At 65.9% G+C, this 13,256-nt stretch carries 17 protein-coding genes; 8 read left to right on the top strand and 9 right to left on the bottom strand.

What is annotated here, in order from left to right; translation table 11 throughout:
• Nucleotides 1-100 precede the first annotated feature (100 nt).
• The 3 genes from JOZ79_RS07235 to JOZ79_RS07225 are packed head-to-tail and all read right to left on the bottom strand — an operon-like array spanning nucleotide 101 to nucleotide 3,107.
• Nucleotides 101-826 carry a biotin/lipoyl-containing protein gene (locus JOZ79_RS07235; RefSeq protein WP_294072583.1) on the bottom strand — a complete coding sequence of 242 codons (726 nt, stop codon included), beginning with the start codon at nucleotides 824-826 and terminating at the stop codon, nucleotides 101-103.
• Nucleotides 826-1,830, bottom strand: coding sequence for an alpha-ketoacid dehydrogenase subunit beta (locus JOZ79_RS07230; RefSeq protein WP_294072589.1), 1,005 nt, complete (start codon nucleotides 1,828-1,830; stop codon nucleotides 826-828). Before JOZ79_RS07230 ends, JOZ79_RS07235 begins: the two co-directional genes overlap by 1 nt.
• 8 nt (nucleotides 1,831-1,838) lie before the next feature.
• Nucleotides 1,839-3,107 carry a 3-methyl-2-oxobutanoate dehydrogenase (2-methylpropanoyl-transferring) subunit alpha gene (locus tag JOZ79_RS07225; RefSeq protein ID WP_294072580.1) on the bottom strand — a complete coding sequence of 423 codons (1,269 nt, stop codon included), beginning with the start codon at nucleotides 3,105-3,107 and terminating at the stop codon, nucleotides 1,839-1,841.
• A gap of 88 nt (nucleotides 3,108-3,195) precedes the next feature.
• On the opposite strand from JOZ79_RS07225, the gene JOZ79_RS07220 reads away from it, so the two are divergent.
• Complete coding sequence (locus JOZ79_RS07220) at nucleotides 3,196-3,501, top strand: DUF3297 family protein (RefSeq protein ID WP_294072577.1); 306 nt, start codon at nucleotides 3,196-3,198, stop codon at nucleotides 3,499-3,501.
• Here JOZ79_RS07220 and JOZ79_RS07215 read toward each other — a convergent pair.
• Nucleotides 3,474-3,689, bottom strand: coding sequence for a hypothetical protein (locus tag JOZ79_RS07215; RefSeq protein WP_294072574.1), 216 nt, complete (start codon nucleotides 3,687-3,689; stop codon nucleotides 3,474-3,476). The genes JOZ79_RS07220 and JOZ79_RS07215 overlap by 28 nt on opposite strands.
• A gap of 222 nt (nucleotides 3,690-3,911) precedes the next feature.
• Here JOZ79_RS07215 and JOZ79_RS07210 point away from each other — a divergent pair, with 222 nt between their 5' ends.
• The 6 genes from JOZ79_RS07210 to xth all read left to right on the top strand — a co-directional run bounded on the left by JOZ79_RS07210 (nucleotide 3,912) and on the right by xth (nucleotide 7,560).
• Nucleotides 3,912-4,049, top strand: a complete 138-nt coding sequence (locus tag JOZ79_RS07210) for a hypothetical protein (protein WP_294072571.1) — start codon at nucleotides 3,912-3,914, stop codon at nucleotides 4,047-4,049.
• On the top strand, nucleotides 4,042-4,812 hold the full coding sequence (locus JOZ79_RS07205; RefSeq protein ID WP_294072568.1) for a PspA/IM30 family protein: 771 nt from the start codon (nucleotides 4,042-4,044) through the stop codon (nucleotides 4,810-4,812). Before JOZ79_RS07210 ends, JOZ79_RS07205 begins: the two co-directional genes overlap by 8 nt.
• A gap of 14 nt (nucleotides 4,813-4,826) precedes the next feature.
• Complete coding sequence (locus tag JOZ79_RS07200) at nucleotides 4,827-5,231, top strand: PspC domain-containing protein (protein WP_294072565.1); 405 nt, start codon at nucleotides 4,827-4,829, stop codon at nucleotides 5,229-5,231.
• Nucleotides 5,228-5,461 carry a hypothetical protein gene (locus JOZ79_RS07195; protein WP_294072562.1) on the top strand — a complete coding sequence of 78 codons (234 nt, stop codon included), beginning with the start codon at nucleotides 5,228-5,230 and terminating at the stop codon, nucleotides 5,459-5,461. Before JOZ79_RS07200 ends, JOZ79_RS07195 begins: the two co-directional genes overlap by 4 nt.
• A gap of 128 nt (nucleotides 5,462-5,589) precedes the next feature.
• Nucleotides 5,590-6,477, top strand: a complete 888-nt coding sequence (locus JOZ79_RS07190) for a cation diffusion facilitator family transporter (RefSeq protein ID WP_294072559.1) — start codon at nucleotides 5,590-5,592, stop codon at nucleotides 6,475-6,477.
• 309 nt (nucleotides 6,478-6,786) lie between these two features.
• On the top strand, nucleotides 6,787-7,560 hold the full coding sequence (gene xth / locus JOZ79_RS07185) for an exodeoxyribonuclease III (RefSeq protein WP_294072586.1): 774 nt from the start codon (nucleotides 6,787-6,789) through the stop codon (nucleotides 7,558-7,560).
• Between the two features lie 2 nt (nucleotides 7,561-7,562).
• On the opposite strand, the gene JOZ79_RS07180 is transcribed toward xth, so the two are convergent.
• The 4 genes from JOZ79_RS07180 to rplK all read right to left on the bottom strand — a co-directional run bounded on the left by JOZ79_RS07180 (nucleotide 7,563) and on the right by rplK (nucleotide 11,803).
• Nucleotides 7,563-9,254: a M28 family peptidase gene (locus JOZ79_RS07180; protein ID WP_294072555.1), complete on the bottom strand. Its 1,692-nt coding sequence runs from the start codon at nucleotides 9,252-9,254 to the stop codon at nucleotides 7,563-7,565.
• Nucleotides 9,255-9,430: 176 nt separating this feature from the next.
• Nucleotides 9,431-10,360, bottom strand: coding sequence for an outer membrane beta-barrel protein (locus tag JOZ79_RS07175; RefSeq protein WP_294072552.1), 930 nt, complete (start codon nucleotides 10,358-10,360; stop codon nucleotides 9,431-9,433).
• Nucleotides 10,361-10,669: 309 nt separating this feature from the next.
• Nucleotides 10,670-11,368 (bottom strand): 50S ribosomal protein L1, encoded by a 699-nt coding sequence (gene rplA / locus JOZ79_RS07170; protein WP_294072549.1) that lies wholly within the window; start codon nucleotides 11,366-11,368, stop codon nucleotides 10,670-10,672.
• Nucleotides 11,369-11,371: 3 nt separating this feature from the next.
• Nucleotides 11,372-11,803: a 50S ribosomal protein L11 gene (rplK, locus tag JOZ79_RS07165; protein ID WP_294072546.1), complete on the bottom strand. Its 432-nt coding sequence runs from the start codon at nucleotides 11,801-11,803 to the stop codon at nucleotides 11,372-11,374.
• Nucleotides 11,804-12,010: 207 nt separating this feature from the next.
• Between rplK and JOZ79_RS07160 the strand changes: the two genes are divergently transcribed.
• Nucleotides 12,011-12,457 (top strand): cupin domain-containing protein, encoded by a 447-nt coding sequence (locus JOZ79_RS07160; protein ID WP_294072543.1) that lies wholly within the window; start codon nucleotides 12,011-12,013, stop codon nucleotides 12,455-12,457.
• A 169-nt stretch (nucleotides 12,458-12,626) separates the two neighbouring features.
• Here JOZ79_RS07160 and JOZ79_RS07155 read toward each other — a convergent pair.
• A partial coding sequence (locus tag JOZ79_RS07155; RefSeq protein ID WP_294072540.1) for a hypothetical protein occupies nucleotides 12,627-13,256 on the bottom strand: 630 nt, incomplete at its 5' end.

Here is a 13,256-nt window from a genome sequence, read left to right as displayed (position 1 = left end):
TTGGTCGAGGAATATGACGTCACCGCGCTCGAGGAGACGCGGCAGATGATGAACCGCGACCGCGGCTCCAATCCGAAGCTGACCCTGCTTCCATTCCTGATTACGGCGCTTTCACGCGGGCTCGCCGATTGGCCTCGGCCATGTTCTCCGCGATCTTGCGGCGCAGGCCGACGACCTTGATCGCCTCGTCCGCGCGCGGTGCCGCGCCCCGGCCGGAAACGCTGCCGCCATTGTAGAGCAGATAGGCATCGAGGTCCGAGTGGCGGATGCGGTCGGACGCGGTGCGGACCTGCGACAAGTCGATGCCGAGATCGCGCGCGCGCTGGCGAACGGCGGGGGAGGCCAAAACTCCCCTCCCGCTTGCGAGAGGGGTCGACTCGCCGGAGGCGAGCGGGGGTGGGGATGTTCGTCCGGGCTTGGACTCGCCCACCCCTTCGCCGCTGCGCGGCTCTTCCCCTCCAGCTCGCGGGAGGGGGGAGGTTACCGGAATCTCTTCCGCCTGCTCGGGCGTTGCCTGAACCGCGCCATCAGCCAGCGGCCGCTCGTCCTGGCTGTCGGCAACCGTCTCGGCAGCCCGGTCGGCGCCTTCAGTCTCGATGACAGCAAGAACGGAGCCGATCGGGACCTGGTCGCCGACTTCGCCCGCAAGTTCGATGACCTTGCCCGCGACTGGGCTTTCCATCTCGACCGTGGCCTTGTCGGTCATCATGTCGGCGATCTGCTGATCCTCGGCGATGGTGTCGCCGACCGCGACGTGCCAGGCGACAATCTCGGCCTCGGCAATGCCTTCGCCAATGTCGGGCAGCTTGAATTCGAATCTCGCCATCAGTCAGCCATGACCTTCTCAAGGGCGCGCTTCATGCGCTTCGGGCCGGGGAAATAGGCCCATTCGTAGGCGTGCGGGTAGGGCGTGTCCCAGCCGGTGACGCGCTCGACCGGCGCTTCGAGGTGATAGAAGCAGCGCTCCTGCACCAGGGTCACCAGCTCGGATGCGAAGCCGGAGGTGCGCGGCGCTTCCATGACGACCAGGCAGCGGCCGGTCTTTTCGACCGACTTGGCGATCGTTTGCATGTCGAGCGGGACCAGCGTGCGCAGGTCGATGACTTCTGCATCGATGCCCTGCTCCTCCACCGCAGCGAGGGAGACGTGGACCATCGTGCCGTACGTGAGGACGGTCAGCTCGGCCCCTTCGCGGACAATCGCCCCCTTGCCAAGCGGGACAGTGTAATGACCCTCCGGCACGTCGCTCGCCGGATGCTTGGCCCACGGCGTCACCGGCCGGTCGTGATGGCCGTCGAACGGGCCATTGTAGATGCGCTTTGGCTCGAAGAAGATGACCGGGTCCGGGTCTTCGATCGCCGCCAGCAGCAGGCCCTTGGCATCATAGGGCGTCGACGGGACGACGACCTTCAGGCCGGCGATATGGGTAAAAAGCGACTCCGGCGACTGGCTGTGCGTCTGGCCGCCGAAGATGCCTCCGCCGTAGGGCGTGCGGATGACCATCGGCATGGTCCACTCGCCGCCGGTGCGATAGCGCATCTTGGCGACTTCGCTGACGATCTGGTCATAGCCAGGGTATATGTAGTCGGCGAACTGGATTTCGATCAGCGGCTTCAGGCCATAGGCGGCCATTCCGACCGCGGCCGCGACGATGCCGCCCTCGCTGATCGGCGCGTCGAAGGCGCGGGTCTTGCCGAATTCCTTCTGCAGGCCCTCGGTGACACGGAAGACGCCGCCAAAATAGCCGGCGTCCTCGCCGAACACGACGACGTCGGGGTCGGCGCGCATCGCGACCTTGTGGGCGTCGTTCAGCGCCTGGATCATGTTCATGGTTGGCATTATTCGCCGCCCTCGCTGAGCGCCTGCTCGCGCTGCTCGGCAAGGTGCCAGGGAACCTCGGCGTAGACGTCGTCGAACATCGATCCGATGTCGTCCTTGCCCTGCTCGGGAAGGATGCCGAGCTTCTCGGACTCCTTCTGCGCGGCACGGACAGCAGAGTCGCACTCCGCGGTCATCGCGCTGTGGCGATCCTCGTCCCATTCGCCCAGCGCGATCAGGTGCGCCTTCAGCCGCTCGACCGGGTCGCCCAGCGGCCAGAGCTTGGCCTCGTTCGTGGGCCGGTATCCGGAGGGATCGTCCGACGTGGAATGGCCCTCGGCGCGGTAGGTGAAGAACTCGATCAGCGTCGGGCCGCTGTTCGTCCGCGCGCGGTCCGACGCCCATTTGACGGCTGCGTAGACCGCCAGCGCGTCATTGCCGTCGACCCGCAAGCCGGCGATGCCGTAGCCGACCGCGCGCTGCGCGAAGGTCGCGCGCTCTCCGCCGGCAATGCCCGAGAAGCTGGAGATCGCCCACTGGTTGTTCACCGTCGCGAGGATCACCGGCACGTTATAGACGGCGGCGAAGGTCATCGCCGAGTGGAAGTCGCCCTCGGCCGTCGCGCCGTCGCCGATCCAGCCCATGGCGATTCGGCTGTCGCCCTTGATCGCGCTCGCCATCGCCCAGCCGACCGCTTGCGGGAATTGCGTGCCGAGGTTGCCGCTGATCGAGAAGAAGCCATGGCGCTTGTCCGAATACATGATCGGCAGCTGGCGCCCGCGCAGCTTGTCTCCGCGATTGGAGTAGATCTGGTTCATCATCTCCGTCAGCGGGTAGCCGCGCGCGACGAGCAGCCCCTGCTGACGGTAGGTCGGGAAGTGCATGTCGTCGGCCGGCATCGCGGCAGCGGCGGCAGTCGCGATCGCCTCCTCGCCGGTGCACTTCATGTAGAAGCTGGTCTTCCCCTGACGCTGCGCGCGGTACATGCGGTCGTCGAAGATGCGGACGGTGACCATGTCCCGCAGGATCTTGCGGAGCGTATCGGCGTCGAGCTTCGGGTCCCAGGGGCCGGTGGCGCGATCGTCTTCGCCGAGAACCCGGACGAGCGACGTGGTCAGGGGATGTGTTTCCGGAGCAGGGGCGGAAATATCGGGACGTGGTGCTGCGCCGGCAGCCGGGATTTTCAGCGACGAGAAGTCCGGCGTGTCTCCCGGGCGAAAGGCAGGCTCGGGCACGTGCAGCGCCAGCTTGGGCGCGTTGCGGCGGAGGGACGGGTCGCGATCACTCATGACTGGAGCGAGCGCTTAATCGGGAGTCGGCGGTGCGGCAACTGGTGCGCGTTGACGGTCGGGAGCAGGCGGGGCTAGGGCGCGCCACATGGCCGATGCTTCCACCGACACCCCGCCCGACCGCCTGTCGCTCGATCCGCGCAGCGAGCATTTCGACGAGAACCTGCTGAGCAGGGGTGTCGGGATCAAGTTCAACGGGCAGGAAAAGACCAACGTCATCGAATATTCGGTGTCGGAAGGCTGGATCCGCGTCGCCGCCGGCAAGAGCCGCGACCGATACGGGCAGCCGATGACGCTCAAGCTCAACGGCGCCGTCGAGCCCTATTACGAGCGGTCTGCTGAAGGCAGCGATGCCGATGCCGGGGATCAGGCCGGCGAGGCGTCCGACGGATAGGCGGCCGCTGGCCGGCGGCGGTTGCGCCACTTGCGATAGCCCCAGCCGAGCAGGCTGACCGCGGCCAGCGTCGGAACGCTGCGGCGGGCGAGCGCTGCCGCTCCGTAGCCGATGATCGCGCCCTTCGCGCCCTTGTTGCGACCCGCGATCTTTTCGCCGAGCCATGCGCCGGCAAGCTTTCCGAACATCCGTCCTGCTCCTTTGCAATATACGTGTCCGTTCGACGCGCCGGAGTTGGTGAATGTTCCCGCCCGAGCCTTGGCATTCGGCGCCAATTGTTGGTTGGCAAAATCTGCCATTAGGCTTCCGGTCGCACTTTTTTCGCGGTTTTCCGGGATTGGCACGTTCCTTGATTATTCCTTGCCATCGGTCGGCAAACTCAACGGTCGCCGAAAAAGGGAGTTTTCGAAATGTCCGCGAAGTCGCAACTGACCCGCACCCTGGTCGCCATCGCCGGCGCGCTTGTCATGAGCACGGTCGCCGTCAGCGCCGCCGTCACCCCGCTGCAGGCTTCGGCTGGCACCGTGCAGGTCGTCGCCAATGCCTGACCTCGAGATTCTGGAAGCGAAAGTCCCGGTCCGGACGCCGGTGCTGATCAAGGCGCCGGAAACCGCGGCATCGCGGCTTGCCCCGATCGGCGGTTGGCTGAGCGGTCCGGTATTCAGCCGGGCCCGGGACATCTTCGCGGCGAACATGACCGAGCTTCTCGACCGGGCGGAAGACCCGGCGCGGATGATCCGGATGATCATCTTGGAGATGGAAGAGACGCTGGTCGACATCCGCGCAACGGCTGCCCGCTCGATCGCCGACATCAAGGAGATGCGCGGCGCGGTAGCACGGCTCGACACCCTCCAGGCCACCTGGACCGAGAAGGCAGAGCTGGCACTGTCCAAGAACCGTGACGACCTCGCCAAGGCGGCGCTGGTCGAGCGGCAGAACGCGGCGACGATGGCCGCTGGCCTTCGTAACGAGCTTGCCCAGCTTGAGCAGGTGCTGCGCGGCTATGAGGCCGACATCGCCAAGCTGCAGGGCAAGCTGCGCGAGGCTCGCGCCCGCCAGAACGCGATCTCGGCGCGGATCGAAAGCGCGATGACGCGCGCCCGGGCCCGCGAGATGATGCACGGCAGCCGGACGCTCGAGGCCTTCTCGAAGTTCGAGGTGCTTGAGCGCCGCGCCGACTTCGCGGAAGGTCGGGCGGAGGCGCTTGGCATCGGCAGCCTGGAAGATGAGATCGAGGAGCTCAGCCGGTCGCAAGCCGTCGACCGCGAGCTCGAAGCCATGAAGGCCGCGCTGAAGGCGCGGGTCCAGTAAGGAAAGCAACGGATATGACTCGCAAGATTTACCCCTACTCGCTGCAGAGCAAGGACGCGAAGATCGCCGGTGTCTGCTCGACCCTGGGCGCAAAGGCCGGGATCGACCCGACGTTCATCCGCATCGCCTGGGTCGCGGGGACGCTCCTACTGCACATCCCGATCAGCGTCTCCCTGATCGCTTACGCCGCTGCTGGCTTCTACCTCGTCATGCAGAAGAGGCGCAATGCGACCGGCGAGCGAAGGATGAGTGATTTCGACCGCATGGACCATGCCGCGAGCCGCAAGCCGACCGTCCACGCGATGCGGACCGAGCTCGACGTCAACGACCGCCGGCTGATGGCGATCGACCACCACCTCAACAGCCAGAACGACGAGCTGGCGCGCGAGATCGAAGCACTCCGGCAGGAGGACAAATGATGGACCCGGTATCATTGGGCGTCATCGCCGCAAGCAGCCTCGCGGGCGTGGGAGCGGCAAGCATTGCCGGCCTGAAGGCCTGGAACGGCTGGCTCGAGCTCAAGCGCATGGAGCTGACCCACGAGTGCGGTGACCGGTCGCTTCCGCCGGCCTCCGGGCGGATCGAAATGGCGGACCTCAAGGAACGCATCCGCAAGCTCGAGGCGATCGCCGCCGGCATCGACATGTGATCCTTGGGTCCCGCCCTAACCGATCACGGGTCTCCGATGAAGCGCTCCGGCCAATATCCCGGGGCGCTTTTTTGTGCCGGGCGGGACGAGAGGGTTGCCGCGGCGGCGGAGAGCGCTAGGCCCGACGCATGGCCGGCCATGCCCACGACCACGATCACTCGGCGAAGTCGTTCGGCCGCGCCTTCGCGATCGGGGTGACACTCAATTTCGGCTTCGTCGTGATCGAAGCTGTGTTCGGCTTCATTGCAAATTCGATGACTCTCATCGCGGACGCGGGCCACAATCTGTCCGACGTGCTCGGGCTGCTGGTCGCCTGGGGCGCGGCATCGATGGCGCGGCGGGCGCCGACCCCGCGCTTCACGTTTGGGCTCAAGAAAGCGCCGATCCTGGCCGCGCTGTTCAATTCGCTTGTCCTGCTGATCGGTGTCGGGGCCATCGCCGCCGAAGCTATCCGGAGGTTGCTCCATCCGGCGCCGGCGGATGGCCTCACCGTCAGCACGGTCGCCGCCATCGGCCTGGTGGTGAATGGATCGACGGCGCTGCTGTTCGCGCGGGGCGCCCGCCGCGACGTCAATATCCGAGGCGCGTTCCTGCACATGGCTGCGGACGCGGCAGTGTCGCTGGCGGTGGTCGTTGCCGGCCTGATCATCTTCTGGACTGGCCGCCAGTGGGTCGACCCGGCGATGAGCCTCGCGGTCGCGTTCGTCATCCTGTGGAGCAGCATCGGGCTGCTAAAGGAATCCGTCTGGATGTCGCTCGCCGGCGTACCGCTGGGGATCGAGGTCGACGAGGTCGAGGCCGCGCTAGTGTCGATGGACGGAGTGATCGGAATCCATGACCTGCACGTCTGGCCGCTAAGCACGAGCGAGACTGCGCTGACAGCACACCTCGTGCTTCCGGACGGGTCCATCGACGAGCTGATCGCGAGTGCGCAGAGGCTGCTGCACGACCGGTTCCACATCGGCCATTGCACGCTTCAGGTGGAGCGCAGCCACCTGGGCGACTCCCGCTGCTGAGAGAAGAGGCGCGCAACACCGACCGGGCGCGCATAAAAGTAAACCCCGGCAACCGAAGTTGCCGGGGTTCCATGCTTCGTTTCTCTTTCGAGTCGCGAAGCACGTGTTCACAGTAGCGCGATTCGGCCCTGTAGCGAGTCAAAACTGCTATTTGACGAACAAACATGTGGACGATTCGGTGAACAAAGCTGTGGGACTCGCCAGAAAAGCGCGAGTCACGGCATCTTCTCGCTAGGCGAAAAGTAGCCGCAAGCCAGTGTCGAACCGATCGCCGCTTCGCGGGTTCGTTCTTCGATGGCAAAGAATCGGCTGAGACTCGCGAGCTACAACATCAACGGCGTCAACTCGCGGCTTCACGTGCTGACCCGCTGGCTCGAGGAGTTCCAGCCGGACGTGGTTGGCCTCCAGGAACTCAAGTGCACCGACGAGGCCTTTCCGATCGAGGCGATCCGGGCGCTCGGTTATTCCGCGATCTGGCACGGGCAGCGCAGCTGGAACGGAGTCGCGCTGTTGAGCCGGGTCGGCGAGCCGGTCGAGACGCGGCGTTCGCTACCTGGCGATCCGGATCTCTCCCAGAGCCGCTATATCGAGGCGGCAATCTGCGGCGTCCTGGTCGGCAACATGTACGCGCCCAACGGCAATCCGAAGCCGGGGCCGAAGTTCGACTACAAGCTTGCCTGGCTCGATCGGCTGGCCGATCATGCCCGCGACCTGCTCGGCAGCGGCGCTCCAGCGGTGCTGATGGGTGATTACAACATCATCCCGACCGACGAGGACGTCTACAAGCCCGAGCGCTGGCTCAAGGACGCGCTGTTCGCGCCGGAGGCGCGTGAGCGGTTCCGGGCGCTCGTCGGCCAGGGCTGGACCGACGCCATCCATTCGGTCCATCCGGACGAACGCGTCTATACCTTCTGGCATTACTGGCGGAACAGCTTCCAGCGCGATGCCGGTATCCGCATCGATCATGCCTTGCTCAGCCCGCCTCTTGCGAAGCGGCTCAAGGCGGCCGGCGTCGATCGCGACCCGCGCGGGTGGGAGAAGACCAGTGACCATGCGCCGGTCTGGATCGAGGTCGAGACCTGATCTCAGCGCGCGGGCTTGCCACCCCGCTCTGACGCCGATCCCGCACGCACCTTCGCGAACTCGGACGACCCATTCCACTGCGGCCAGTCGCGGCTGTTCGCGAGCCGGGCGCCGATCGCGTAGAACAATTCCGCCTCCTGCGCGGCGCCGCGCAAATCCCAGGTCGGGCTCCATGCGTCGCAGGTCTGGTGGTAGCAGCGGGCGGTGAAGTCATCGAGCCAGCGTTCGCCTGCGGGTCGGCCGCCGTCCGCCATGTCGTAGGCCCCGGCAAGCGCCATATCGAGCAGCACCGGCACCCCGCGCTTGGCGAAGGAAAAATGGTCGGCTCGGTAGAAGAGGCCACGCTCCGGGTGGTTCTCGGTGGTCACGTAGCGGCCCTGCGCCTTGGCGGCGTCGGCGAGATAATCCTCCATCTGACTCTGGCCGCGGCCGACCAGCACGACGTCCTTCACCGGCCCGACGAACTGGAGCGTGTCGAAGGTCAGGTTCGCCGCCATCTTCGCCATCGGAAAAAGCGGGTGCTGGGCATAATATTCGGAGCCGAGCAGGCCCCGCTCCTCGCCGGTCCAGGCGGCGAACACCACGGTCCGCTGCGGCCTCGGGCGGGTTGCGAACAGGCGCGCGTCCTCGAGCATCGCGGCGAGGCCGAGCGCGTCGTCCGAGGCGCCAGGGCGGATGGTGCGCCCCTGCGCGTCGGCGGGGCCGATCCCGTAGGCGTCCCAGTGGCCGCCGAACGACACCGTCTCGTCCGGGTGAGTCGAGCCGGTGATCTTGCCGATGACGTTGTGGCTGGTGATGTGCGCCACCGAGACCGGGATGTCGGCCGAGAACGTCGCCTTGAGGTCGATCGGGTGGAAGCCGGCGGTTCGCGCCTGCCGCTTGACCGTGGCGTAGTCGTAGCCCGCTCGGCTCAGTAAGGCGGCGGCGACCGGCTGCTGGATCCAACCTTGCAGAAGCACCGGCTGTGGCGCGCCTGGCGGGAGCTCGATATTGTAGCTTTCGCCCGCGGGGCTCTTGACCACGGTCCACGGATAGCCGGCGGCGTCGGTCTCATGCACGACGAGCGCGGCGATTGCGCCCCGCCGCGCCGCTTCCTCATACTTGTACGTCCAGCGGCCGTAATAGGTCATCGTCTTGCCGCCGAACTTGCCGGCGACCGGCTCGCCCGATGCGGCTTCGAAGTCGGGATCGTTGACCAGCATCACGACGACCTTGCCGTGGAGGTCGACGCCCTTGAAATCGTCCCAGCCGCGCTCGGAGGCGGACACGCCATAGCCGACGAACACCATCGGCGCGTCGGCGATGCGCACTCGGTCGACGGCCCGCACGGTGCCGAGATAAATGTCCTCTGGGAAGGTGAGGGCGACATGCTGCCCGGCCTGGTCGACGGATACGGCGACCGGCGATTGCAGCTTCGTGTGGATCATGGGGACGGTCTGGGTCCATCCGCCCTGGTCGCCGGCAGGCTCGAGCCCGGCCGCCTTGAACTGCTCGACCAGGTAGGGGATCGTCTGGTTCTCCCCCGCGGTGCCGGGCGCCCGGCCCTGGAACTCGTCAGACGCCAGAGTCTGGGTGACGCGCGACATGCGCGCGGTGTCGACATGCGGCGTCAGGGGCGCTGACGGTTGCGCCGCGGTCGCGCTGGCCGACGCGGCGGCGAGGCACAGCGGAAGGATTGTCGGGAGCAGCTTCATCGGCGTCATCTCCACGTACTGCCAAAGGAGTCGCCGACGGCTAGCTCGCGCTCCGGCCCAAGTGAAGGGTCATCGGCGCCACGCCACAAGAACGAAGCCCCGGGCAGGACGGGAGTCCTGCCCGGGGCGAACTGGCGAACTCGCTAGGCTGGCTAGGAGCTCGCGGACCGGACCGCTTAGCGGCCGCGCTCGCCGCTCGTCGCCGGGGCCGGCGGCGGGGGCGGCGGAGGCGGCGGGGCCGGGCAAGTGCTCGTCGCCAGGATCACCGAGCCGTCCGGGCAGGTCTGCGTCTCCGGAGCCGCGGGCGGCGGCGGAGGCGGCGGCGGCGGAGGAGGCGGCGGGGGAGCCGCGGCGACGCCACCGAAGTTGTACGTCAGGCTGGCGAGCAGGCTGTGAGACTGGAAGTGACCGTTCGTCGAGAAGAGGGTCGTTCCACCCGAACAGGCAAGCGGCGCCCCAGTCGTTCCGCACGGACCCGCACCCGCGGCGAAGGTCGCTGAATTGTTGAGGTTCAGGCGGCCGGTGCGGAAGTAGCGATACTTCAGGCCGACATCGATATTGTCGCTGACCGGCATGGAGACGCCGGCGATCAGCTGCCAAGCCCAGGCGTTGTCGCTGTCGCCGAGGGCCTTGACGCGAGCGCGGCCGAAACCGCCGCCGCCGTAGACGCCGATGCCGCCCGCGTTGAAGTCGAACAGGCCGTTCAACATCCCCGAGAGGACCGAAACGTGTCCGCTCGTGCCGAAATTGGCGGTCGTGTACGTCGCGCCTGTGCCCGCGTTGAGAGCGGTCAGATACGCGCTGTCGACGGTGACGTTCTTCAGCTTGGTACGCTTGTAGCCAAGCTCGCCTTCGATGCGGAACATGCCAAGGTCGTAGCCGGCGATGGCGTCGACGTCATAGCCGGTCTTCGTCCGCACGCGGCCGATCCGTGTCGTCGAGTAGTCGGTGACGGTGGGGTCCGTGAAGTCGATCGAACCGTTGATGGTCGTGCTCTTGGGGAACAGGACGCCCCCCTCGATGCCGATATACGGCGAGCCGTCGCGAGCAGCGGCGGGCGTCGCGATGACGAGCGCTGCCGCGGTCGCAAGCAGATATTTGCGCATATGTTGTCCTTTCTGCGCCTTTGAGTTTCCCTGTTGGCCGCCAAACCTTCGCGACTGCACAAGGTTTCGCCAAAACGTCTCGGGCGTCGCACGCTGGCAAAAACTGTGGCGGCATCGCCACAGTCGAACTCGGGACAGGCTCAGCCAAGACCCTGTCACACAGAGAAAAAGGCCGGAAAGCGCCAGTTTTGGCGCCCTCCGGCCTCGTCAGAAAATGCCTGGAAGGGCATTTGTCATGTTGTAGTCATGCAAGGTTCAGGCTTGCCCGACAGATCGGCCCGCACTGTCGACGAGCCGTTGACCGAGATGTCAGGCTCCGGCGATCTCCGTCAGGTCGACCTTGACGCCCGGACCCATCGACGAGCTCAGAGCGACCTTCTGGACGAACTTGCCCTTGGCTCCGGTCGGCTTGTTGCGAACAATGGCATCCATGAACGCGGTGAAGTTCTCCTTGAGATCGCCCTCGGAAAAGCTCGCCTTGCCGATGCCGGCGTGGACGATGCCCGCCTTCTCGACGCGGAACTCGACCTGGCCCGACTTGGCGTCGGTCACCGCCTTGGTGACGTCCATGGTGACGGTGCCGAGCTTCGGGTTCGGCATCAGGCCCTTGGGACCCAGCACTTTACCGAGGCGCCCGACGACGCCCATCATGTCCGGGGTCGCAATGACCCGGTCGAAGTCGATCTGGCCGCCCTGGATGGTCTCCATCAGGTCCTCGGCGCCGACGACGTCGGCCCCTGCGGCAGTCGCTTCGTCGGCCTTCGCGCCCTTGGCGAAGACGGCGACGCGAACCGTCTTGCCGGTGCCCTTGGGGAGGTTGACGACGCCGCGCACCATCTGGTCGGCGTGACGCGGGTCGACGCCGAGGTTGAGGGCGACCTCGACCGTTTCGTCGAACTTGGCGGTGGCGTTGGTCTTGACGAGCGCCAGCGCCTCATCGACGCCGTACAGCTTCTCGCGATCGACCGAACCGGCCTGCGCCTTCTGCTTCTTGGTCAGCTTGGCCATCGGTTAGCCCTCCACCACGGTGAGGCCCATCGCGCGGGCGGAGCCTTCGATGATCTTCGACGCGGCGTCGAGGTCGTTGGCGTTCAGGTCCTTCATCTTCTGCTCGGCGATGTCGCGAAGCTGCGAGCGCTTGATCGAGCCGCCCGAAACCTTGCCCGGCTCCTTCGAACCCGACTGGATCTTCGCCGCCTTCTTGAGGAGGAAGGAAGCCGGCGGGGTCTTGGTGGTGAACGAGAAGCTGCGGTCCGCATAGACGGTGATCACCGTCGGGATCGGCATGCCCTTCTCGAGCTCCTGCGTCGAGGCGTTGAACGCCTTGCAGAATTCCATGATGTTGACGCCACGCTGGCCAAGCGCCGGGCCGATCGGCGGGGCGGGATTGGCGGTGCCGGCCGGCACCTGAAGCTTGATATAGCCGGTGATCTTCTTTGCCATCGTCTCACTCTGTTGCTGGCCTGCCCCCGGATCGGGTCCGGGCTGCGCAGACTGTCTCAAGTTTAGCGGTTCAAGCGGCTGCTCCGAAAAGCGGCCTCCCGCGGTGGTTTCCAACAGGATTGGAAGCGCGGGCGCTTAGCGCAAGTGGGCCGCGCCCGCAACTCATGCTATAAGGCTAAGCCGGGGTGGGGAACAGAGGAGGGCAGCATGACCAAGGGTCTGTTTGTCGTCGCGGCCGCGATGCTGGCCGCCAGTCCATCGCTTCAAGCCAAATCCAGCCAGTCGGACCTCAAGTGGGGACCCGCCCCGCCGGCGCTTCCCGCCGGAGCGCAGATGGCGGTTGTCTCGGGTGATCCGACCAAGGCCGGGATGTTCACGGTGCAGGTCAAGTTTCCCGCAGACTACGCGGTCCCGGCCCATTGGCATCCGACCGACGAGAAGCTGACGATCCTCTCCGGCAAGCTCGGCTACGGGATGAGCAGCAAGCTCGACAAGGCCAAGGCGAAGACCCTGACTGCCGGACAACATGTCGTCATGAAAGCGAAGATGAACCACTGGGTCTTCGCCGAAACTCCGGTCGAGTTCCAACTCAACGCCAGAGGGCCGTTCCAGGTCACCTACGTCGACCCAAAGGACGACCCGCGCAAGAAATAGGTCTGGGATCGAGCGCCACGCGCTTGACCAGTCAGCGTCCGGCTCAGCCGGGAAGGAAGTGAGGGGGCGACCCGGCTGCCGGACCTGGCGCAAGTTACAGGCCGGTCACGAGCGGACCCCTACAAAGCGCGCACGACCTGGCGCTCAATGGTCCGTATCGTCCGAGCGGCTAGCGTGAAAAGACCGCGCCATGAGGTTTGCCCTCGCCCGTCCAGCCGTGCGGCCATGTCCGGGATGCGAAACTGAAACCCGGCTTGCCGTCTTGATCCCGAAATCCCTGATCGATGGTAAGGGCGCCGTCGCGCTCGTCGAGCTTGAGAACGTACATCCGGTCGCCAGACCGACCCGACGTGACCACGAGCCGCCCAATTTCTCGATCCCAGGCCGTCCAGTGCGGCGAGTAAGCGTCGCTGATAGACAGGCGCGAAACCTCGTGCGGCCGAAGTCCGTCAGCGATGTCGAGGACCACGTATCCGTGGATCCCGGGTACGCTCTGGATCAGGTAATGACCGACAATTGTCGGAACCCCGCAAGACGTGCCGGGGAACACGTGAATCAGCTTGGAATCCAGCCGTCCTTCAGCGAACCCCGTGACTCGCTCCAGGCCGCACGAGAGCGTTAGGACGTACACCGCCCCGTCAGGTCCGACGCGCGCCTCTTCGGGATTGATGTGAGCGTAACGTTCAGGGCCCGTATCCAGATAGGCCGTCTTCAGTAGCTTCAGATCGGACAGGCGCCAAAGCTGCACCGTCGTGCCCGCAATGTCCTCATCGTGCATCGAGGAATTGGTCGAAACGAC

The sequence above is a fragment of the Sphingomonas sp. genome (genome assembly GCF_019242355.1).
GTDB lineage: Bacteria > Pseudomonadota > Alphaproteobacteria > Sphingomonadales > Sphingomonadaceae > Sphingomicrobium.
Note: the sequence above shows the minus strand (reverse complement) of the source record. Positions and strands in the feature narration are given on the sequence as shown.